The 22,324-nt window shown below is 66.4% G+C and carries 18 protein-coding genes; 12 read left to right on the plus strand and 6 right to left on the minus strand.

The genetic code is table 11. The features are described 5' to 3' along the window. Positions 1-179 precede the first annotated feature (179 nt). Entirely contained in the window at positions 180-818 is a 639-nt protein-coding gene (locus ABZ293_RS40610; protein ID WP_355189663.1) for a DJ-1/PfpI family protein, read from the plus strand. After that, the gene (locus tag ABZ293_RS40615; protein ID WP_355189664.1) at positions 815-1,267 is read left to right on the plus strand and encodes a MarR family transcriptional regulator; all 453 of its coding nucleotides are present in this window, start codon (positions 815-817) and stop codon (positions 1,265-1,267) included. The genes ABZ293_RS40610 and ABZ293_RS40615 overlap by 4 nt, the downstream gene beginning before the upstream one ends. A gap of 445 nt (positions 1,268-1,712) precedes the next feature. Here ABZ293_RS40615 and ABZ293_RS40620 read toward each other — a convergent pair whose 3' ends face one another. Then, on the minus strand, positions 1,713-2,468 hold the full coding sequence (locus tag ABZ293_RS40620; protein ID WP_355189678.1) for an HAD-IIA family hydrolase: 756 nt from the start codon (positions 2,466-2,468) through the stop codon (positions 1,713-1,715). Positions 2,469-3,194: 726 nt separating this feature from the next. Here ABZ293_RS40620 and fgd point away from each other — a divergent pair. Continuing rightward, a complete protein-coding gene (fgd, locus tag ABZ293_RS40625; RefSeq protein WP_355189665.1) occupies positions 3,195-4,205 on the plus strand; it encodes a glucose-6-phosphate dehydrogenase (coenzyme-F420) in 1,011 nt (336 codons plus the stop codon). A 322-nt stretch (positions 4,206-4,527) separates the two neighbouring features. On the opposite strand, the gene ABZ293_RS40630 is transcribed toward fgd, so the two are convergent. After that, entirely contained in the window at positions 4,528-5,031 is a 504-nt protein-coding gene (locus ABZ293_RS40630; protein WP_355189666.1) for a nitroreductase family deazaflavin-dependent oxidoreductase, read from the minus strand. A 225-nt stretch (positions 5,032-5,256) separates the two neighbouring features. Here ABZ293_RS40630 and ABZ293_RS40635 point away from each other — a divergent pair, with 225 nt between their 5' ends. From ABZ293_RS40635 to ABZ293_RS40645, 3 genes are all read left to right on the plus strand, one after another. Beyond that, positions 5,257-6,456, plus strand: a complete 1,200-nt coding sequence (locus tag ABZ293_RS40635; RefSeq protein ID WP_355189679.1) for a transposase — start codon at positions 5,257-5,259, stop codon at positions 6,454-6,456. Positions 6,457-6,512: 56 nt separating this feature from the next. Then, positions 6,513-8,585: a phosphate acetyltransferase gene (pta, locus tag ABZ293_RS40640; protein WP_355189667.1), complete on the plus strand. Its 2,073-nt coding sequence runs from the start codon at positions 6,513-6,515 to the stop codon at positions 8,583-8,585. 150 nt (positions 8,586-8,735) lie between these two features. Next, positions 8,736-9,953, plus strand: a complete 1,218-nt coding sequence (locus ABZ293_RS40645) for an acetate kinase (protein ID WP_355189668.1) — start codon at positions 8,736-8,738, stop codon at positions 9,951-9,953. Positions 9,954-10,335: 382 nt separating this feature from the next. On the opposite strand, the gene ABZ293_RS40650 is transcribed toward ABZ293_RS40645, so the two are convergent. From ABZ293_RS40650 to ABZ293_RS40660, 3 genes are read right to left on the minus strand one after another with little or no spacing between them, the layout of a single operon-like run. Next, complete coding sequence (locus ABZ293_RS40650; RefSeq protein WP_355189669.1) at positions 10,336-12,714, minus strand: serine/threonine-protein kinase PknG; 2,379 nt, start codon at positions 12,712-12,714, stop codon at positions 10,336-10,338. Between the two features lie 5 nt (positions 12,715-12,719). Continuing rightward, positions 12,720-13,655, minus strand: a complete 936-nt coding sequence (locus ABZ293_RS40655; RefSeq protein WP_355189680.1) for a glutamate ABC transporter substrate-binding protein — start codon at positions 13,653-13,655, stop codon at positions 12,720-12,722. A gap of 41 nt (positions 13,656-13,696) precedes the next feature. Then, positions 13,697-15,079: a hypothetical protein gene (locus ABZ293_RS40660; protein WP_355189670.1), complete on the minus strand. Its 1,383-nt coding sequence runs from the start codon at positions 15,077-15,079 to the stop codon at positions 13,697-13,699. 114 nt (positions 15,080-15,193) lie between these two features. Between ABZ293_RS40660 and ABZ293_RS40665 the strand changes: the two genes are divergently transcribed. Continuing rightward, positions 15,194-15,883: an NUDIX hydrolase gene (locus tag ABZ293_RS40665; RefSeq protein ID WP_355189671.1), complete on the plus strand. Its 690-nt coding sequence runs from the start codon at positions 15,194-15,196 to the stop codon at positions 15,881-15,883. 464 nt (positions 15,884-16,347) lie between these two features. Here the strand turns inward: ABZ293_RS40665 and thiE are convergent, their stop codons facing one another. After that, positions 16,348-17,055 (minus strand): thiamine phosphate synthase, encoded by a 708-nt coding sequence (thiE, locus tag ABZ293_RS40670; protein WP_355189672.1) that lies wholly within the window; start codon positions 17,053-17,055, stop codon positions 16,348-16,350. Between the two features lie 57 nt (positions 17,056-17,112). Between thiE and thiO the strand changes: the two genes are divergently transcribed. The 5 genes from thiO to ABZ293_RS40695 form a co-directional block, all read left to right on the plus strand. After that, positions 17,113-18,210, plus strand: a complete 1,098-nt coding sequence (gene thiO, locus ABZ293_RS40675; protein ID WP_355189673.1) for a glycine oxidase ThiO — start codon at positions 17,113-17,115, stop codon at positions 18,208-18,210. Next, positions 18,207-18,425: a sulfur carrier protein ThiS gene (gene thiS, locus ABZ293_RS40680; protein ID WP_355189674.1), complete on the plus strand. Its 219-nt coding sequence runs from the start codon at positions 18,207-18,209 to the stop codon at positions 18,423-18,425. The genes thiO and thiS overlap by 4 nt, the downstream gene beginning before the upstream one ends. Then, the gene (locus ABZ293_RS40685) at positions 18,418-19,221 is read left to right on the plus strand and encodes a thiazole synthase (protein ID WP_355189675.1); all 804 of its coding nucleotides are present in this window, start codon (positions 18,418-18,420) and stop codon (positions 19,219-19,221) included. Before thiS ends, ABZ293_RS40685 begins: the two co-directional genes overlap by 8 nt. A gap of 1,490 nt (positions 19,222-20,711) precedes the next feature. Further along, the gene (locus ABZ293_RS40690; protein WP_355189676.1) at positions 20,712-21,656 is read left to right on the plus strand and encodes an ATP-binding cassette domain-containing protein; all 945 of its coding nucleotides are present in this window, start codon (positions 20,712-20,714) and stop codon (positions 21,654-21,656) included. Beyond that, on the plus strand, positions 21,656-22,324 hold a 669-nt coding region (locus ABZ293_RS40695; protein WP_355189677.1), incomplete at its 3' end, for an ABC transporter permease. The genes ABZ293_RS40690 and ABZ293_RS40695, both read left to right, overlap by 1 nt.

Genomic DNA, 22,324 nt, shown 5'->3' on the forward strand with positions numbered 1-22,324 from the left:
CCCTCCTTTGTTCTTCTTCTGTGTCCGCTTGCGTTGTCCTTCGAGGTTGGGGGTGAGCGCGAGGTTGGGGGTGAGCGCGAGGTTGGGGGTGAGCGCGAGGTTGGGGGTGAGCGCGAGGTTGGGGGTGGTCGTTGCCGCGTTTATTGACAGTATGCTGTCAAATATGACAGTATGCTGTCATGACGATGAGAACTGTTCACCAGGCCGTCTACAACACGCTCGCCGACTGGGAGGTCGGTGCCGCGACCGCGCATATCAACAATCCGCGCTGGCAGCTCGCTCCTGGGACGTTCCAGGTGCGGACCGTCGGGCCGACGCGGGATCCGATCACCACAATGGCGGGAGTCCGCATCGTGCCGGATGTGGCGCTAGCCGATCTCACCCCCGCCGACAGTGCGATGCTGATCCTGCCGGGGGCCGATCTGTGGATGACCGGCGAAGAACTGGCGCCCTTCACGCACAAGGCCCGGGAGTTCGTCGACGCGGGGGTACCGGTCGCGGGGATCTGCGGCTCCACCTTCGGTTTGGCGAAGGAGGGGCTGCTCGATGACCGGGCGCACACCAGCAATGCGGTCGAAGTTCTTCAGTACAGCGGATATTCGGGTGCCGCGCACTACGTCGCCGAACCCGCCGTGACCGGCGATAACGTGATCACGGCCAGCGCGGTGGCGCCCTTCGAATTCGCGCGTGAGGTGCTCGACCTGCTCGGCGTCTACGAGCCGCGCATCCTCGACGCCTGGTACCGGCTGTACGGGCACGGCGATCCGACGGGCTATGCCGAACTCGCCGAATACGAGATGGCATCGTCGCAGACATGAGCGATACGCCCGAACAAGAGCTGTTCAGCACCGCGGCGATCACCTCGTTCCGGCTGAACGGCCAATTCCTGACCATCGCAGAGGAATTGGCCGGTCCGGCGGGGCTGACCGCCGCCTGGTGGCAGGTGCTCGGCGCGGTGCTGCGCGGACCGCTGCCGGTCTCCGGGATCGCCCGCGCGATGGGCATCACCCGCCAGAGTGTGCAGCGCATCGCGGATCTCTTGGTGGACAAGGGACTTGCCGAATATCGGCCCAACCCGGCGCACCGACGCGCGAAACTCGTCGCGGTCACCGAGGCCGGCCGCGATGCGATCAAACGCATCAACCCGCAGCATGCGGTCCTCGCCGCACGCCTCGCCGACGAACTGGGCCCCGAACAGTTCACCCTGACCGTCCAGGTCCTGACCCGACTCTCCGCCGCCCTGGACACCCTCACCGACGAAACCTGAACTCCCAGTCGCAGTTCCGCGCGCAATCAGCCCGTGACCGGCGCGTCAGTGATCGGACAAGCGAGCGCGTCCGTGTGCAACTGCGCAACGTACTCGCGCTCAACTTGCGCAACGCGCTGTGTGGTCGCGGGTAGCCGGGCGGTGTGGTCGCGCGCTACTGCGCCGTGTGGTCGCGGGCAACTGGACGATGTGGTCGCGCGCTACAGCGCAGGGTGGTCGCGCGCTACTGCGCAGTGTGGTTGTGCGCTACTGCGCAGGGTGGTCGCGCGCTACTGCGCAGTGTGGTTGTGCGCTACTGCGCGATGTGGTTGCGCGCTCTCGCGCGATGTGGTCGCGGGCCACCGTCCAATGCGCTTGTGCACAACCTGCACCCCGCACGACAGTCGCTCCGTTGTGAACCCCGCACGAAATGTGGATCGAGGCAAGGGTGCGACTGCCGTCCAGATCAGTCGAAGGGTTTGTCGGTGCGGCCGACCAGGTCGGCGACCGAATCGACGACCAGGGTTGGGCGGTAGGGGAATTGCTCGATGGATGCGCGGGTGGAGATGCCGGTGGTGACCAGGATGGTTCGCATGCCCGCCTCGAGGCCGGAGACGATATCGGTATCCATGCGGTCGCCGATCATGACGGTCGACAGGGAGTGGGCGCCGATTCGACGCAGTGCCGAGCGCATCATCAGCGGGTTCGGCTTGCCGACGTAATACGGCTCCTTGCCGGTCGCGCGGGTGATCAGCGCGGCGACCGAACCGGTTGCTGGCAGCAGACCGTCGCGGGACGGGCCGGTCGCGTCCGGATTGGTGGCGATGAACCGCGCGCCGCGCTCGACCAGGCGGATCGCGGTGGTGATCGCCTCGAAGGAATAGGTGCGGGTTTCGCCGAGTACCACGTAATCGGGATCGCTATCGGTCAGCACATACCCGATTTCGTGCAGTGCAGTGGTGAGTCCGGATTCGCCGACGACATAGGCGGTTCCGTTGGGGCGCTGGTCGTTCAGGAAGGTCGCGGTGGCCAGCGCCGAGGTCCAGATCGCCTCCTCCGGGATATCGAGTCCGGTGTGGCGCAGGCGGGCCTGCAGATCGCGCGGAGTGCGGATGGAGTTATTGGTGAGCACCAGGAACGGGATCTCATTGGCCCGCAGCTCCGCGAGGAACTTATCGGCACCGGGCACCAGATGGTCTTCGTGCACCAGCACGCCATCCATATCGGTGAGGTAGGACAGGATGGGTTCAGCCGGTGTGATCACGAGTCAATTGTCGGCTATCGGCCAGCCCACCGGGCGAATACCCATCCTGATGCGACCATCCCCACACCATCCGCGGCCGAGCTACCGCGTCCACCGCACCAGCGAGGTGCGCACATCGAGCGTGCGGGTCTGCTGCCTACGCACAGCCACGGGGCATCCCGCACACGGTGTGGAGTCTGTTGCCGAATTTGGCGCGGCTTTTGGTCGTGGCACAGGTCACGTGCCGATGTGGACGGCTGAGGCGCAATCATGCCCGCCGCTAGGTGATTTGGTCGGTCGCCGTGACGGCGGTGTGGCGGCACGATTGCACGTTCGGCGTATTCGGCAACAGACTCTGTGCGTTGTGCGCGACGCCCATTCGATATGCGAGAGCGAATCACCGGGCGGATGGCGGGTGCCATTGGGTGCATGACTTGCCGCTTTCGATGTGGCCCCGTTGGGAATGGCGGTCGAGTTGGTGTGGCCTTTGGTATGGCCCTGCACACAGGTCGGGCCGCGCTGACTATGGTCGAGGGGAGGCCGTGTGAGAAGCGATCGCGCAGCGCCCAGGTACGCCGATCGAGGTGCGGGAACTCCCGTGTCGCCCTTGCGGTTGTACCGGGATGCGGTCGCGGGACGCATGCGGCCGACGGAGTGCGGAACCTCCCGTACCGACCGTTGAGCGAAGCGACAGGAGTGGCGCATATGGGTGATCTCAAGCTCGGATACAAGGCGTCGGCGGAACAGTTCGGGCCGCGGGAACTGGTGGAAATCGCGGTGCTGGCCGAGGAACACGGCCTCGACAGCGCGACGGTCAGCGATCATTTCCAGCCGTGGCGGCACAAGGGCGGGCACGCACCGTTCTCATTGGCCTGGATGGCAGCGGTCGGTGAGCGCACCAAGCGCATCCAACTCGGCACCTCGGTGCTCACCCCGACCTTCCGCTACAACCCCGCCGTCATTGCGCAGGCCTTCGCAACGATGGGCTGTCTGTACCCGGACCGCATCATGCTCGGTGTCGGCAGCGGTGAGGCGCTCAATGAGATCGCGACCGGCTACACCGGCGAATGGCCGGAATTCAAGGAGCGTTTCGCCCGGCTGCGCGAATCCGTGGATCTCATGCGCGCACTGTGGACCGGCGAGCGCACCGATTTCGACGGCGAGTACTACAAGACCGTTGGTGCCTCGATCTACGACGTGCCCAAGGGCGGCATCCCGATCTACATCGCGGCGGGCGGACCGCTGGTGGCACGCTATGCGGGACGCGCGGGTGAGGGTTTCATCTGCACCTCCGGCAAGGGTATGGACCTCTACACCGAGAAGTTGATGCCCGCCGTCGCCGAGGGCGCGGCCAAGGTCGGCCGCACCGTCGAGCAGATCGACCGGATGATCGAGATCAAGATCTCCTACGACACCGATCCCGAACTGGCACTGGAGAACACCCGCTTCTGGGCCCCGCTCTCGCTCACCGCAGAGCAGAAGCACTCCATTACCGACCCGATCGAAATGGAGGCCGCCGCCGACGCCCTCCCGATCGAGCAGATCGCCAAGCGCTGGATCGTCGCCAGCGATCCGGACCAGGCTGTCGAGCAGATCAAGCCCTACCTCGACGCGGGCCTCAACCACCTGGTCTTCCACGCCCCCGGCCACGACCAGCGTCGCTTCCTGGACCTCTTCCAGCGCGACCTGGCCCCCCGCCTGCGCGCACTGGGCTGAGCCATCGCCTCGGCGCGCCCGCTTCCATGGGCGCGCCGAGAACGCGCAACCCGCCCAAGCCGCGCTCACCCCACGACACTGCGTAGGTAGCGGCGGTCCCCGCACCCTTTGTCGGCCTTCGCGCTCGCTCTGACACGAGATGTTCGGCGTGCGGTTGTTGTTCCGCTTGGTCGAGTTGGGCGTGCCGAGAATGTGTGACTTCCTAGGATGTTGTGCGCACCGCACTGGATGCGCGGGTCGCGCTGAGTCCGGCACTCTTTGTCGGCCTTTGCTCGCTCTAGCCCGTGCGGGTGTAAAGGGTGCGGCTGTGTTCGGGTCCGGACTAGCCCCGGGTGAGGGCGAAGATGCGCAGGTCGCGGGTGGTGCGGGTGCGGTAGGCGTCGTATGCGCCGGTGACCTCGACAAAGCGGGTGAATATGGCGTCTCTGTCGGTCTCGACCAGTTCGGCCCGGACCGGAATGCGCTGACCCGCAATGGCGACGGTGGCCTTCGGATTCGCCAGCAGATTGGCCGACCATGCCGGATGTTTGTCCTGCCCGAAGTTGCTGCCGATCACATACAGCGTGGTGCCGTCGTGCACATAGAGCAGTGGCTGGGTGCGCGGCTGGCCGGATTTGCAGCCGATGGTGGTCAGCAGGATGACCGGTGCGCCGATCGGGCCGAGGATCGTGTACTTGGCGTCGGTGCGCTCGAGCACGGCCCGATCCAGCGGCGTGATCTGCCGGATGAACCATGAACCGGGCTTGGTGGCAGCGAACTTACTCGCCACGCGGGCAAGAAGATTGGTGTTCGAACCCCACTGGTGGTTCGGGAACTGCTCGGCCATGCCAGGACTATAGCCGCGGGGCACACCCGCGACCGCGTGGTCACGATCTCGCCGGACGGCTGTGAGAACCGCTTGTTAACCGGTGGTCGGTTTCTCGTTGAACCCAGTCAACGTTACGTAGAACTTGTCATACACCTCTGTCATGATCTGCTCGCAGTACGTCCGGGGCAGGTGCTCATCGCAGCGACGAAGACCGAATGGCATCATCATAGGAAGGGCTGGCTTGTGAAGCGGGTCGTTGTCGTTAAGCTCGCTCCCACCCGGGAGCAGTATCTGGCGCTGAAAGCGACACTGAAGCTGTGTAATGCGGGGGCGAACATGGTCGCGCGGCTCGCGCAAACCACTCTCGATCGTCGCCCGTTCGCGCTGCAGAAACAGGTGTACGCTCACCTCAAAGCGTGCGGGCTGTCTGCGCAACCGGCGATCCGGGTCATCAAGAAGGTCGCGGACGCGTATGCGGCCCGACAAGCGAACCTGGCCAACGGGAATTACGGCACGCCGGGATCGAAACGGTATGTGAAAGTCTTCGGTAAGCCGATCATGTTCCGCGAGCACGCGGGCCAACCATTCGACGACCGGTGCCTGTCGTGGCAGATCGATCAATCGACGGTGTCGATCTGGAGCAGCGCAGGGCGACTGCGTGGTGTCGGATTCGTGTGCGCGCCATGGCAGTTGAAACTGCTCGCTGACCGTAAGGGTGAGTCGGATTTGGTCTTCCGCGACGGCGACTTCTACCTCCACGCTACCGTCGACACCGACACCCCGCCAGCGCTGGTCCCGGCCGATGACCCCACTGGGTGGCTGGGCGTGGATCTGGGGATTGTGAACCTAGCGGTTACCACTGCTGACAACCCCGCCGACCTTGACGCTCGGTGGTCTGGTGGTGCGGTCACCGCACGCAGGAAGAGGAACAGAATCTTGCGGAGCGTCCTGCAAAAAGTGGGGACGAAGTCCGCGAAACGGAAACTGAAGGCCCGCCGCAGGAAAGAAACGCGGTACGCTACAGACGTCAACCATCAACTCTCCAAAACCATTGTCGCCCAAGCACAACGCACCGGCCAGGGAATCGCGGTAGAAGATCTATCGGGAATTCGAGACCGGGTACGGCTCGCTAGGACGCAGCGGCACCAATTACATTCCTGGGCGTTCGCACAGCTGCGTGACCAGATCACCTACAAAGCGCAAGCCGCAGGACTGCCTGTGCAGGTGATCAACCCGCGTAACACCAGCAAAACCTGTCACCGCTGCGGGCGCTGCGACCCCGCGAACAGACCCAGTCAAGCACTTTTCCGGTGCCGTAATTGTGGGTGGAGCGGCCACGCCGACCATAACGCCGCAATGAACATTGCCGCACTCGGACATCGAAGTTATCGGGCCGCCCAATCAACCGGGCCTAAAGCAGCCACCCCTCTAACAGCCAGTTAGAACGTGAGCAGCAAACCTATGTCTTTCAGGACCGGGTAGTTGATTAAGCTCTCGATATGGCCGATTCCGCTCCATCCGCTGTGTACATCGCATCTCCGGAGGGTGACACCGGAAAATCGACGGTGGCGCTCGGAATGCTCCAGATGCTGTGCGCGAGCACCGCCCGGGTCGGCGTCTTCCGGCCCATCACCCGCTCGACCACCGAACCGGACTACATCCTGGAGCTGCTGCTCGAGCACAGCACCGCCGATATCGACTACGCGCAGGCCACCGGCGTCACCTATGAGCAGGTGCACGCCGATCCGGATGCCGCGATCAGTGAGATCGTCATGCGCTTCCACGAGGTCGCGAAGTTGTGCGACGCAGTGGTGATCGTCGGCAGCGACTACACCGATGTGGCCAGCCCGAGCGAACTGCGCTTCAATGCCCGCATCGCGGTGAACCTCGGCGCGCCCGTGCTGCTGGTGGTCCGCGGTTCGGGCCGCACACCGGACGAGGTCAAACAGCTGGCCGAGCTGTGTGCGAGCGAACTGTCGCTCGAACATGCGCATCTGGTGGCCATTATTGCCAATCGTTGCGATCCGGAGCATTTGGCTGAGGTCCGCGCGGCGCTGGGCGGCTTCGATGTGCCGTCGTGGACCTTGCCCGAGGTGCCGCTGCTGATTTCGCCGACCATGGCCGAGCTGTGTACCGCGATCGGCGGCAAAATGTACAGCGGCGATGTGGAATTGCTGCAGCGCGAGGCATTGCAGGTCATGGTCGGCGGCATGACCGTCGAACATATTCTGGAGCGGTTGGTCGACGGCGTCGTGGTGGTCGCACCAGGGGACCGTTCCGACGTATTGCTCAGTGCGGTGAATGCGCATGAGGCGGAGGGCTTTCCGTCGCTATCGGGCATCATCATGAACGGTGGCATGCTGCCGCATCCGGCGATCGCCAGGCTGATGAGCGGCCTCAAACCCAAGCTGCCGATCCTCACCACCGAGCTGGGCACCTATGACACCGCGAACGCCGCCTACCGCACCCGCGGGCGGATGTCGGCGGGCAGTCCGCGCAAGGTCGATACCGCGCTGGCGCTGATGGAACAGCACGTCGACGCGTCGGAGTTATTGCAGCACATCGAGATTCCGGATACCTCGGTGGTGACACCGCAGATGTTCGAATATCAGCTGATCGAACGCGCCAGGGCCGATCGCAAGACCATTGTGCTGCCGGAGGGCGACGACGACCGCATCCTGCGCGCGGCCGGTCGGGTGTTGCAGCGCAAGATCGCGGATCTGATGATCCTCGGCGACGAGGCGGCGGTGCGTGCCCGCGCCGCGGAACTCGGCGTCGACATCTCGGCCGCGCGGGTACTCGATCCGCGCACCTCGGGTTATCTCGACGAATTCGCCGCGGAGTACACCGAACTGCGCAAGCACAAGGGCATGACGCTCGACCGCGCTCGCGAAACCATGGCCGATATCTCGTACTTCGGCACCATGATGGTCCACCGGGGCATTGCCGATGGCATGGTGTCCGGTGCCGTGCACACCACGGCGCACACCATCCGGCCATCCTTCGAGATCATCAAGACCGTGCCGGGCGTCGCAACCGTCTCCAGTGTGTTCCTCATGTGTCTGGCCGATCGGGTGCTCGCCTATGGTGATTGCGCGGTCGTCCCCGACCCGACCTCGGAGCAGCTGGCCGATATCGCGATATCCTCGGCGCGCACCGCGGCCCGCTTCGGCATCGAGCCGCGCGTCGCGATGCTGTCCTATTCGACCGGTGAGTCCGGCAGTGGCGTGGATGTGGACAAGGTGCGGGTCGCGACCAAACTGGTGCGCGAGCGCGAGCCGGATCTGCTGGTGGAGGGCCCGATCCAGTACGACGCCGCGATCGAACCCACCGTCGCGACCACCAAACTTCCCGACTCCGAGGTGGCGGGGCGGGCAACGGTTTTCGTCTTTCCCGATCTCAACACCGGTAACAACACCTACAAGGCGGTGCAGCGCAGCGCCGGTGCGATCGCGATCGGCCCGGTGTTGCAGGGGCTGCGCAAGCCGGTCAATGATCTGTCCCGTGGTGCGCTGGTCGCCGATATCGTGAATACCGTTGCGATCACGGCGATCCAGGCGCAGGAGGGCTGACCCGGTGCCGTCGTTCGATGCGAGCACCTCGGCCTCGCACCGCTCCCATACCAGTGGCTCGCGACACATCGGCGCCATGATGCGGAAGAACGCGGTCGTCGCCGTGGTTGCCGACAGCGTGCGGGGAACGCGCGAGATGCAGGAGGCATGATGACCAAGGATGCCGATGACCTGGTGTTGGTGATCAATTCCGGTTCGTCATCGATCAAATACCAACTGCTGGATCCGGAGTCGGGTGTGGTCGCCGCATCCGGCATGGTCGATCGGATCGGTGAGGAGAACGCCGGGATCGAGCACAAGGTCGATGGCCGGACCATCGAACATCGCGGGCCGATCGCCGATCACACGGCGGGCCTGCGGCTGGTCTTCGATATGTTCGCCGAAACCGGTCACGATCTGGCCGCCGCGGGTGTGCGCGCGGTCGGGCACCGGGTGGTGCACGGCGGCGAGGTGTTCTACCGGCCGACGCTGCTCGATGATGCCGTGGTCGCAGCGATATCCGAGCTGTCCTCGCTGGCACCGCTGCACAATCCGGCGAATCTGGCGGGTATCGAGAGCGCGCGCGAACTGCTGCCGGGCGTACCGCAGGTCGCGGTCTTCGATACCGCGTTCTTCCACGGCCTGCCCGATGCTGCCAAGACCTATGCCATCGATGCGAAAATCGCTGCCGCGCAGGGCATTCGGAAGTATGGATTCCATGGCACCTCGCACGAGTACGTCTCCGGCCGGGTCGCCGCACTGCTCGAGCGGGATCCGGCCGAGCTGAATCAGATCATCTTCCATCTCGGCAATGGCGCATCGGCGTCGGCGATTCGCGGCGGCCGCCCGATCGACACCACCATGGGGCTCACGCCGCTGGAGGGGCTGGTGATGGGTACCAGGGGCGGGGATCTCGATCCCGGGATCATCGCGCATCTGGTCCGCTCGGCGCATATGGATATCGACCAGATCGACGAAATGCTCAACCGCAACTCCGGCCTCAAGGGCCTGTCCGGCGTCAACGATTTCCGCGAACTGCAGCGGCTCATCGACGCGGGCGACGCCGCGGCTCGCCTGGCCTACGACGTCTATATCCACCGGCTACGCCGCTACCTGGGCGCATACCTGATCGAACTGGGCGGCGTCGACGCCATCACCTTCACCGCCGGAGTCGGCGAGAACAGTCCGCAGGTCCGTGCCGACGCGCTGGCCGGGCTGTCCCGGTTCGGCATCGAGGTCGACCCGGCTCGCAACACCGTGGGGGAACATACGGCCCGCCATATCTCCGCACCCGATGCCGAGGTGGCCGTACTGGTCGTGCCGACCAACGAGGAATTGGCGATCGCCCGCGCCGCGCAACGTGTTGTCACAGCTCAGGGGGCTGGCTGAGGGGCCGGGGCCCGGGCTCTGGAAAACCTCACGAAATCCTCACACTCGATCGGTCAGGATGGGTGTCGGATCAGGTTCGCGCCGGACACCGAAGCCGGGGCGGACCATCCGCCGCGATCGGGACCGCGATGCCCTCGCCACTCTCGATGTGTCCGCTCCGGCTGCCCCCGGGGCGGGCGGGACGCACGCGGATTCCCGGATCGTCGGTATACCGACGCTCTGCGAACCTGGATCCGAAGCTCCCCCGCCTCCCCGGGCCTTTGCCGGTCGTCGGGAGGCGGGGGACTGTCGTCGCGGGCCGACGGTTCCGAGTGTGGCTCGGTTCTGGGGGTACCCGGTGAGTTACCCATGTTCCTACGAGATCAGTTGCCCAGCTTCGAATCTAGATCCAAGTCTTGGCGCGGATCGAGTTCGCCAGGTCGACCAGCGCGTAGCGGTGGTTGCGGCCTGGGGCGGTGCGGGCGAGGGCACGCAGTCCGGCTTCGATGCCCGCGCGCAGGTCGCGCTCGGTGAAGGGGGCGCCGAAGAGAGTCGCTGCGTCGCTTCTTGGTGTGTTGCCTGCTTGCAGCCAGGCCAGCGCGGTGCCGAGGACGAGCACGCGCATCTGGGTCGCGCGGCCCTCGCCGGCCGGCAGGTCGAGAATGCGTGAAGCCGAAATATGCAGGGTCGATTCGGAGAGTTCGGTGCTCGGCGCCGCGGTGAGCAGCAGCAGCACGGCGGTCATCCGGGCCGTGGTGTAGTGCCGGGAGGCGGCAGGTACCTCGTCGAGGGCGCGCACCGCATCGTCGACCCGGCCCGCCACCGCGAGTTGTCTGGCCAGGCCGAAGGCAGCGCTCACCGCAGCGTGGTCGGTGCGCCAGGCGGTGCTGTAGAACTTCTCCGCGCAGGCGTGCCACTGCTGCGGATCCTCGGAATCCCAGTGCTGCAGGACAAGTTCCGCGGTGGCCGCGAGGGCGAGCTTGGGCGCGATCTCACCGGGCAGCACCTGAAGTACCGCATCGAAACTGGTGTAGGCCCGCTCGAAATCCAATTCCAGCAGTTGGGCCTGGCCCAGATACCAGTCGATGCGCCAGTCGTGATCGCCGGCGATCCGCGACAGCATCTGCTGTACCACGGCCGATTCACCGAGTTCGAGTCGGAGCCGGGCCTCGGCCAGGGTCAGCTCCAGATCCAGTTCGCCCAGCGCATTGTCGGTATCGGTGGCGCCGCGCGTCCTGGCCTCCTGCAATGCCGCGAGCGCATCCCGCGGCTCGGCCTGTGCGGCGGCCGCGAGTACCGGGACCGTCGCGTCGGCCGGGTCGATGAGCGGAACCGCAAGGGCCGTGGCCACTTCGCCGGCGCGCAGCAGTTTGCTCCTGGCGATGCCGTCGGCATAGGCGTCGGTCTGGCTGATCAACTCCTCGGTGCCGAAGTTGCCACGCTGTGGACTGAAGACTGTGGACAGCTGTGGATGTTCGGCGCCGGTCTCCATGGATATGATCTCGCGCAGCACTCCGGCCAATTGGGCGGACATGGCGCGTGCGGAGGGGAAGCGGCGCTCGGGATCCGGATCGGTCGCACACAGCAGGGCGCGATAGAAGGACTCGTAGCGCTGGAGTACCGGCTGGTCGGCGGGGTCCGGAATGCCGTCGAGGTAGCGTCCCCGCTCCATCGGGATGCCCAGCGTCAGCACGGCCAGCGTCCGCCCGACGGTGAAGGTGTCGGTGGCCACCGTCGGACCGGTCCTGGCGATCTCCGGTGCCTGGAATCCCCTGGTGCCGTACAGATTTCCGTAGGCACCGATGGTCGTGACGGCACCGAGATCGATGAGTTTGACCTGATCCTCGGTGACCATGATGTTGTCGGGTTTGAGGTCGTTATAGGTCAACCCGATCGAATGCAGATATTCCAGTGCGGGCAGGATTTCCAGCACATACGCGATGGCCTCGGTGACCGGCATCCGCTCCGGCCGCCGGTAGGTGTCGAGGATGTCGCGCAGTGAGCGGCCGCCGACGTACTCCATGACGATGTAGCCGATCGACGCACCGTCCGGACCGGTGTGCTCGACGAAGTTGTGGATCTTGACGATGCTGGGATGTGCCACCTCGGCGAGGAATTGGCGTTCGGCAACGGCCACCGCTTGCGCGTCGGTGTCACCCGCATGCAGCAAACCCTTCAGGACCACCCAGCGATCGCTGACGTTGCGGTCGATCGCGAGGTAAACCCAGCCGAGCCCGCCGTGCGCGATACAGCCCTGGATCTCGTACTGGCTCGACACGATATCGCACTCGTGCAGTGACGGGCGGAAATCATATGGTGCGCCGCAGGTTTGGCAGGTGCCCGCAGTCATTGCCGGCCGGATCGCGGTGGCGCGGCCGACCGGGCTGCCGCAGCGCCAACAGTAGCGCCTGCCTTCGGCGACAACGGGATCGACGAGTACCGCGGTCCGTGGATCGGCGGGCGGGACCGCTGGGATCGTGACGAGTCCGGCACCGAGTTTGCGTGTCGTCGGCCGGGAGCGTGCGGTGCGGGCGCTGCGACCGGAGGTGCGGACGGTTGCGGCAGAGGTCGGTTCCGCGGGTGGGTTCCAAGCGCCGACGGTGAATTCGGCGGCCACGTCGTCGTGGCGACCGGTTTCGCTGGACTCGGGTTCGCGCCAGATCGTATTGGCAGATGAGGGGTGGTGCGGAACCGATTCCGGGCTCTGCTCGGCGGGTTCCTTTTGCTCGGTTTCGGTCGAATCGGGGTAATCCTCGGAGGGGACATCGTGCGGTGGCGTCATCGCCGTCAGTCCTGATAGGTAGCCGCGGGCGGTGCAGGGACCGGGCCCAGGGCGGTGAGGTACTGCTGGTAGAGCCGAACCCAGGTGCCATCGTTGCGGATGCGCTCCAGCGTGCCGTTGACGAAGCGGACCAGGTCGTCATTGCCCTTTGGTATTCCGATGCCGTAGGGCTCGGAACTGATACTGGGGCCGACCATTTCGGTATAGGAGGAGTCCTGTGTGGCGAGACCCGCGAGGACCGCGTCATCGGTGCTGACCGCGTCGACTTGGCGCTGCTGCAGGACGACCAAACAGTCGGCCCAGGTGGGCACGGTGAGGATGGTCGCGGCGGGCTGGCTGCGGCGCATTTGGTCCAGCGAGGTGGTGCCCGAGACGATGCACACCCGCTTACCAGCCAGATCGGCCAGCGTGCGGATACCGGAGTTCTTCACCACGAGCACGCGCTGATACGACTGCAGATAGACGGTGGAGAAGGTGACCCGCTGGCGCCGTTCGCAGTTGATCGTCATGGTCTTGGCGACCAGGTCGACGCTGTGATTCTGCAGCGCGGTCTCGCGCTCGGCCGAACCGAGACTGCGGTATTCGATTTGATCCGGATTGCCGAACAGATCGCGGGCGACCTCTCTGGCGATATCGGCGTCGAAGCCGACAACGCTGCCGCTCACGGGATCACGGAAGCTGAAAAGGTTGCTGCCGGTGTCCAATCCGACCACCAGGCGACCGCGGGCTCGGATCGCGTCGATGGTCGGGCCGTGGGCGCTCGCGCCGGCACCGGTGGGCCGCAGGCTGGCGGTCGGATCGCCGCATAGTGCATCGCGTTCCGGCGCAACCGGTGCATTCGTCGGTATCGTAACGGCCTGCGCGGGCAGCGGCGGCTCGGTGTACTTGACGGTCTTCGGGGTGATCGTCGAATCCGAGCCGGAGGTACAACCCGCGAGCAGGGCCGTTGCGGCGAGCGCGGCGAGCAGTCCGCGCGCCCGGTTCACCGGTACTCCCGAAGTCGTGGCCAGATACCGAGGCCGACATAGGCCGCGGCGAGAATCCCGAGCACCAGGGCGCCCGGGGCCAGGAAGTCCAGCGCAAGTGCCGCGCCGGAGATGTCGTCGCGCAATGTATCGCGGGTCTCGTCCAGGCCCTGGCCGAGCGCCCGGTCCAGTGCGTCCACCTGCGCCGCGGCATCGGCCGAACCGGGTCCGGTCGCCACCGTCGCCGCGCCGGTGAAATCGCCGTGCGCCAGTGCGTCGGTCATCCGCTGATGAGCTGCTCGCCAACGTCCGAGTGCCGCCCGGGCGTTGGCGATCTCTCCGGCCGCTGGCGCGTCATCGGGATAGCCGCCGAGCAGTTCGTTGAGCCGGGTGACGCTGGCCTCATAGGTCCGGTCGTAGTCGCCGCTGGCATCGCGCCGCACCAACTTCAGCGTCTCCGCCGAACGGGCCTGCTGGGTCAGGATCCGGCTCTCGGTCAATCGGGAGGCGGGCACGGCTCCATTGTCCCGCCCGCCGATCATCTCCGCCGCCGAGACCGATCCGGCGGTCAGTGTCCACGCCAACAGGACCAGCATCGCGGCGGAGGCGAGCAGCAGTCCCGGATTGAGCACGCGGTGCCAGCGCTTCGATAGATCGAACTGCGCCCAGACCAGCGTGCCGAGCGCCACGATCAGCACGGCGATCGCGGGCCATGGCGGCTGGACGTGATGGCGCTGGGCCGTGCTGACCGCATCGGAGCGATGGCTCTGCAGCTGGGCGGCCATCGGCAGCAGGACGGTCTGCATCTGATTCGACGCCTCGCTCAGATACGCCGCGCCGACCGGATAGCCATTGCGGTTGTTCGCACGGGCGGTCTCGATCAGACCCGAATAGACCGGCAGGCCGGTGGCTATCCCCGCGCGCAGCCGGGTATCCGGATCGTCATTGCCGGCGGTCCGCCCGGCCGCGTGGCCTGTTTGCGTCACCAGCTCCGCGGACGCCTCGCCGAGCGCCTGACTGTAGCGGTCGCGCACGGCTTGCGGTTCCAGACCACCCGAGATGAACGCGGTACTCGCGGCGGCATCCGCGATGGACAGCGAGGTGTAGAGGTGATGGGAGGAGTTCGCGTCCGGCTCGGTTTCGTCGAGCAGGGTGTCCAATGCATGCTGACGATCGTTGACCGTCGCCGCGGTCATCATGCCCGCGCCGAGACAGAGTCCGATCAGCAGCAAGCCGATGGCGATGAGCCGACCGGGCGTCGATAGCGCGAAGGACCGCAGGTTGGTCGGGTCCAAATGGGCGCGCAGTCCGGCCTCTCGCGGCACGTCGAGCCGATCCGGCGCGGTATCCGCGCTGACCGATGTCGGCCGTGCCGCCGTCGTCGTTTCGAGCGCTGCCATCTCCACCTCCCCGGTAGGTGCGCACGTGTGCTCCTGCTGCGAGCTTATTGTGGTCTTACCGGCGGCGTGGCGTGTGCAATACCCCCGCCTCGGCTGGATGAGGATGGTAACCAGATGCTTGGTGACGGTGACGGCTGGTCCCGTGGTCCGGACGGACAGCGGCATTGGGGCCGCTTCGGCGCTGCCGGACTGCTGCTGCGGGCGCCGCTCGCCGGCGGCGGTTCGGCGGTGTTGTTGCAGCACCGTGCCCCGTGGAGTCATCAGGGCGGCACCTGGGCACTGCCCGGCGGCGCCCGCGACAGTCACGAGACCCCGGTGCACGCGGCGGTCCGCGAGGCATGGGAGGAGGCGGGTATCCATCCCACCGATGTGCGCGTGCGCGGCGAGCGGGTCACCGCGACCGCATTGAGCGGCTGGACCTACGTCACCGTGGTGGCCGATGCCGCGATGACGCTGCCGACCAGTCGCAACCGGGAGAGCAGTGCGTTGGCCTGGGTTCCGGAGGACGAGGTCGACAGCCATCCGCTGCACCCCGGATTCGCCGCTTCCTGGCCGGCGCTGCGTGCCGCTCCGGCGCGCGTCTGCCTCGACGAGGTGCATGTCGATGACGCGGATGCGGTCGCGGCCATACTGCCGCGCACCGTCGACCTGGCCGACCAGGGATTCGTCTGGCTGCACGCCGAACCGGACGGGCCGGGTACGTTCGCCCGAATTGTCGACCAAGAGCTGGAGTCGGCGGCGGTCGGGCAGCCGGATGCGGCCGATCCGATCCTGTCGCTCACCCGTGTGCAACTGCTGTCCTGAGCGACCGGCCGCGGCGCACACCTTCCGCGAACATGCCGTGGAAGTCGCCACAGGTGCAGTCTCGGGCCCGCGCGCACCGCAGAGGGGACCTGCGGTCGAGCCCGGAGCAATGTCGCGGTGAATGCGTGCTCGGCGGGTGTCGGCCCAGTTGAGCAGTCGTGAGTGGTGTCGGTTCGAGATCGCCGTCTGTAGGTCGGCCCGGTTGAGCGGCGAGCAGCGCCGGTCTGGGAAATCGCGGTTTCGGTGGGTTTTGGCTGCGTTGAGTGTTTGTGAGTGGTGTGGGTTTGGGGTCGCTGTCTGTAGGTCAGCTGTGTGGGGTGATGGGCAGCGCTGGTTTGGGAGATCGCGGTTTCGGTGGGTTTTGGCTGCGTTGAGCATTCGCGAGCGGTGTCTGCTCGAGATCATCCTTTGCGAGTTGGCCGAATCGAACATCATCGCCGCACTGGGATCGGGTTGAGCGCGTCTCAGCCGAGGTGAGCGTTCTGCAACAGTGCGGACTTGAGCTGACGCGCCGCGGCCTCCGGGTCGCGGGCCTCGGTGATCGCTCGCACCACCACAACGCGCTCGGCTCCGGCCGCGAGGACCTCGGGCAGCCGCTCGGCGTCGATGCCGCCGATCGCGAACCACGGCCGGACCGGATGGGCGTCGGCGGTGGAACGCACCAGGTCCAGGCCAGCGGCCTGACGTCCGGGCTTGGTCGGCGTTGCCCATACCGGACCGGTGCAGAAGTAGTCGATGTGCTCGTCGATCGCGGCGAGTCCGGCCTGGGCCCGGCTGCTCGTCGAGCGGCCGATCACCACATCGGGTCCGAGGATGCGCCGCGCGTACCAGGGCGGCAGATCGTTCTGGCCGAGGTGCAGCACATCCGCACCGGCGGCGAATGCGATATCGGCCCGGTCGTTCACCGCGACCAGCGCACCGTGTCGGCGGGCCGCGGCCTTCAGTTCGGCCAGCGCGCCGACTTCGGCCTTGGCCTCGAGCGGGCCGAACTTCGCCTCACCGGGCGACCCCTTGTCCCGGAGCTGAATGATGTCGACACCGCCCGCGAGCGCCGCCTCGGCGAACCTGGCCAGGTCGCCCTTCTCCCTGCGGGCGTCGGTGCAGAGATACAGCCGGGCGGTAGCCAAACGCTCCCTGGGTGGTAGCGGCCGGTACTGGTGGGAGGGTTGCACGTGCTCGACCGTAGTCGCGCTACCGTGGGGATGAAAATAGTAAGGCAGGTGGAATCAATGCGGACTCTGGCCGTCGTCGGTGGCGGCGTCATCGGACTCGCCGCCGCCTGGCGGGCGGCCGAGGCGGGATGGTCGGTCACCGTATTCGATCCTGCCGTCGGATCCGGAGCGTCCTGGGTTGCCGGGGGAATGCTCGCGCCGCTGTCCGAGGGTTGGCCGGGGGAGGATCTGGTCCTCGAATTCGGCGCCGCCTCGCTCGCCCGCTGGCCCGAATTCGCCGCCCGGCTCGAATCCGCGACCGGGGTGTCGGTGTTCGTGGCCGATGAAACCCTGACCGTCGCACTGGACGGCGCCGACGCCGCGGACCTGCGCACGGTGGCCGAATGGGTCGGCGGCCACGGCCACGAACTCGAGGTACTGGACCGGGCCGGTGTCCGCGCGTTGGAGCCCGCGCTCGCGCGCACTGTGCGCGCCGGTCTGCGCGCCGCCGCGGAACCCGCCATCGACAATCGGCAATTGCTCATCGCGCTGCAAAAGGCATGTGGGACAGCCGGAGTCGAAATGCGTGCGGAAACGGTCGAGTCGCTGGACGCGCTTGCACACGGTCAGATCCTGCTCGCCGCGGGCGCGGCCTCGGCGCGGCTGTGGCCGCAGCTGCAGGTCCGCCCGGTCAAGGGTGAGATTCTGCGCCTGCGTCATCGGCCCGGCGCGACACCGCCGCCGCGGCGGGTGATCCGCGCGCGGGTACACGGCAGGCAGGTCTACCTGGTGCCGCGTGCGGACGGAATCGTCGTGGGCGCAACACAATACGAGGCGGGCTTCGATACGACGGTGACCGTCGCCGGGGTCCGCGATCTGATCGCCGACGCCGAGGCGGTGCTGCCGGGCATCGGCGAATACGAATTGGCCGAGGCCAGCGCCGGATCTCGGCCGGGTACCCCCGACAATCTCCCATTGATCGGGCGACTCACCGACCGGATCGTGACCGCCACCGGTCACGGCCGCAATGGCATGCTCGCGGTCCCGCTCACCGTCGACGCGGTGCAGAGTCTGCTCGATGGCGCACTGCTCGATGACGCGAAAGCCGCCGACCCCCAACGTTTTTCGACGGCGCCCCCGCCGTCGCTCGCCATATCTGCAGGAGGAGTTCGATGACCTCGATCTCGGTCCCCATCGGTGTCACCGTGAACGGGCAGGACCACGAATTCGACCGATCGCTCACGGTGCGTGAACTTCTCGATCGCCTCGGGCTGCCGTCCAAGGGCGTCGCGCTCGCGGTGGACGGTGCGGTGTTCCCGAAGTCCCGCTGGGACGAGCCGGTCGGTCGCGGCTGGCAGATCGAAGTGCTGACGGCGGTTCAGGGTGGCTGACACACGGGAAAACGCAAGCACCCCGGCAGAAATCGGCGCACTGGAGATCGCGGGCAAAAAGTTCGGCTCTCGCCTCATCATGGGCACCGGCGGCGCGGAAAACCTTGCCGTCCTGGAGGAGGCGCTGCTCGCCTCGGGCACCGAACTGACCACGGTCGCCATGCGCCGGGTCGACGCGGTCGGCGGCACCGGCGTCCTCGACCTGCTCAAACGGCTGGAAATCATGCCGCTGCCCAATACCGCCGGCTGTCGCACCGCGGCCGAGGCCGTGCTCACCGCGCAGCTCGCGGCCGAGGCGCTCGACACCAACTGGGTCAAGCTCGAGGTGATCGCCGACGAGCGCACCCTGCTCCCGGATCCGATCGAATTGCTCACCGCCGCCGAACAATTGGTCGACGCCGGATTCGTGGTACTGCCCTACACCACCGACGATCCGATCCTGGCCCGCCGACTGGAGGACGCGGGCTGCGCCGCCGTCATGCCGCTGGGCGCCCCGATCGGCACCGGACTCGGCATCGGCAACCCGCACAATATCGAAATGATCGTGGCAGGTGCGGGTGTACCCGTGATCCTCGACGCGGGCATCGGCACCGCCAGCGACGCCACCCTGGCCATGGAACTCGGCTGCTCCGCGGTCCTGCTCGCCACCGCCGTCACCCGCGCCCGCCACCCCGCCCTGATGGCGGCCGCCATGCGCAATGCGGTACACGCCGGTCACCTGGCCCGCCAGGCCGGTCGCATCCCCAAACGCTTCTGGGCTCAGGCCTCCTCACCGGCGCGCGCTGAGTCGGAGTGACCCCATCGCCCAGGGTTCGGCGCTCGCACGGGTTGCGGTGTCGCGGTCAGCTCTGAATCCGACCATTGTTCAATGACGCAGTGGCCGCAGCCGATGCCCGGGTGACTTGGCGGCCAAGGCTCGGTGAGTAGTCACGACCGTCTCGGCGCGAGGTGCTTTCAAGCGATCGTTGAATGCGACCGAGTAGGCCGCGACAGGAGGGGGCAAAAGATGGAAACCGGCACAGTGTGGCGCTGGAAACCGCGTAACGGCACCGGCGTGATCGAACTCGATGACGCCGACAGCACGCTCGTTTGGTTCCACCTGTCGGACGCTCGTGGGGATCTCGATATAGCCACGATCGCTGAAGGGCTATCGGTCGATGTCGATGTCGAGCCGATCCCGCAGGGGGAGTGCACATGTCGCGCAAAGTCGGTGCACCGAAGAGAGTGATCCTGGCTGCTCTGGCTGCTCTGGCTGCTCTGGCTGCTCTGGCTGCTCTGGCTGCTCTGGCCGCCCTCGCCGCGTCGGCGGGCGCAGCGAATGCCGTCCCCGGCTATGCCGACTTCCGGCCCGGTGACCAGAGTTATCGGTGTGACGGCGAAGGTCCTGTGTCCGGCACCGACTTCTCGGGGGGCCGCTGTCCAGGAATGGATGCCGTACAGGGGTTTTGCTGGGGCCGTGCTGGGCGCGACGAGTGACGTACCCGGCTTTGTCTTCCGCAGCTTGCGTAGGCAGGCCCGCAGCTTCCGGCGTGAAGACTGGCTGTGGTTGCGTTGCACGACTTTCCATATCGAAGCAGACAACAGCGGTGATATTCCACCCCGCCCGCCCCTCCAGCACCTGGACGTTTGATCACCATGCGCTGGTGCAGGTAAACGCCGAGAAGGGTCCTGCATCAGCGCATTCTCGACGGATGTGGGGGTGGGTTCTGTGGTGCTGCATGGACTTCTCGGGGGCGACTGTCCTGGAAGGGCTGCTGTACAGGGGTTTTGCTGGGGGCGGTGCTGGGCGCGACGGGTGACGTACCCGGCTTTGTCTTCCGCAGCTTGCGTAGGCAGGCCCGCAGCTTCCGGCGTGAAGACTGGCTGTGGTTGCGTTGCACGACTTTCCATATCGAAGCAGACAACAGCGGTGACATTTCGCCCCTGCCCGGCCCTCCAGCACCTGGACGGTTGATCACCATGCGTTGGTGTAGGCAAACGTCGAGTGGGGCCTGCATCAGTGCATTCTCGACGGATGTTGGGCTGGTTGGGTGACGCCGAAGCAAGCCGAGGCCTGTCGACTACCCCATGGTGTTGGCTCTGGGCACAACGTACAGTTGCTGGTTACGTTCAGTGGCTGGTATGTGGCGGGCGGGGCGGGGGTCCGCCGTGTTAGTGGGGGCATTGGGGAGGGGGATTCCCTGATGCGGGTCGGGGGCGGTCGGATGTCTGGTCATCCTCGAGGATGATTGAACTAGGCACCATTTAATGACGCGCGTGGGCGCGCGATGAGGAAAGCTGGTCAACATGATCGAGCTGAGAGGCCTGACCAAGCATTACGGGCAGACCGTCGCGGTTCAAGATCTCTCCTTCACCGTTCGACCCGGACAGGTGACGGGGTTTCTTGGGCCGAACGGCGCCGGTAAATCCACCACCATGCGGATGATCCTCGGCCTGGACAAGCCCACCGCGGGCACCGCATTGATCAACGGCAAGCCCTACCACGAGCTGGACCATCCGCTGCGCGCCGTTGGCGCGCTGCTGGATGCCAAATGGGTGCATCCGAACCGTTCGGCCCGCGCGCATCTGCAGTGGATGGCCGCCTCCAATGGCATCGCGATGTCCCGCGTGGACGAGGTGTTGCGGCTGGTCGGCCTATCCGAGGTGGCGGGCAAGAATGCGGGCGGCTTCTCCCTCGGTATGTCACAGCGGCTCGGCCTGGCCGGTGCGCTGCTCGGCGATCCGCCGGTGCTGCTGTTCGACGAGCCGGTGAACGGCCTGGACCCGGAGGGCATTCTCTGGATCCGCCGTTTCATGCAGCGGCTGGCGACCGAGGGCAGGACGGTGCTGGTCTCCAGCCATCTGCTTTCCGAAATGGCCCAGACCGCAGAGCATTTGGTGGTGATCGGACGCGGTCAGCTGATCTCCGATTCGACCACACAGGAATTCATCGAGCGCGCCTCGGAACAGTCGGTGCGCGTGCGCAGTCCGCAGCTCGAGCAGCTGCGCAGCCTGCTCACCTCCAACGGTCTGACCGTCCGTGAAGACGGCGCGGGCCAGGACGGCGCCGCGCTGGTGGTCGCCGGGGTGACCAGCGACGCGGTCGGCAAGCTCGCGGGCGCCAATGACATCACCCTGTTCGAGCTGGCGCCGCAGCGGGCCTCGCTGGAGGAGGCCTTCATGCGGATGACCGGTGGCGCGGTGCAGTACCACGGTGAAGGTCTCGACCAGGTGATGGGAGGTGCGCTCTGATGGGCGTGCTGGCAGCGGAACGAATCAAGCTCACCTCGACCAGGTCGCCCTGGTGGTGCTCGGCCATTGTGGTGGTGCTGGCACTCGGCCTGGCCGCGCTGTTCGCGGCGGTGGCCCGCTCGTCATCGGGCAAAGAGAACGCACTGGATCTGACCGTCGCCACGGCGGTCGGCGGGATCAGCGGATTCGGCGTAATGGTCCTGATGATCATGGCCACCCTGACGGTGACCAGCGAATACCGCTTCGGCATCATCCGGACGACCTTCCAGGCGACGCCGCACCGCGCGAAGGTGATCGCGACCAAGGCCGGTCTGGTCGGGGTGTACGGCGCGGTGCTCACCATTGTGCTGGCCTTCGCCGCCTTCGCGATCGCCAAGGCGGTCGGCGGCGATGCGAGCAGCAATTTGACGCTCTCCGGCAGCGATGCCTGGCGCGAGATCTACGGCATCCCGATCTACGCGCTGCTCAGTGTGCTCCTTGCGGTCGGCATCGGTGTGCTGGTGCGGCAGTCGGCCGCGGCGATTTCACTGATCGTCTTGTGGCCCTTGCTGATCGAGCCGCTGCTCGGCGCCTTCGGCAGCTTCGGGCGCAATGTGCAGCCGTTCCTGCCCTTCGCGAACGCGAGCCACTTCTACAGCGCCACCGAATCGACGGCGAACTGGCACTGG

The sequence above is a fragment of the Nocardia sp. NPDC005998 genome (assembly GCF_040614395.1).
Taxonomy (GTDB): domain Bacteria; phylum Actinomycetota; class Actinomycetes; order Mycobacteriales; family Mycobacteriaceae; genus Nocardia.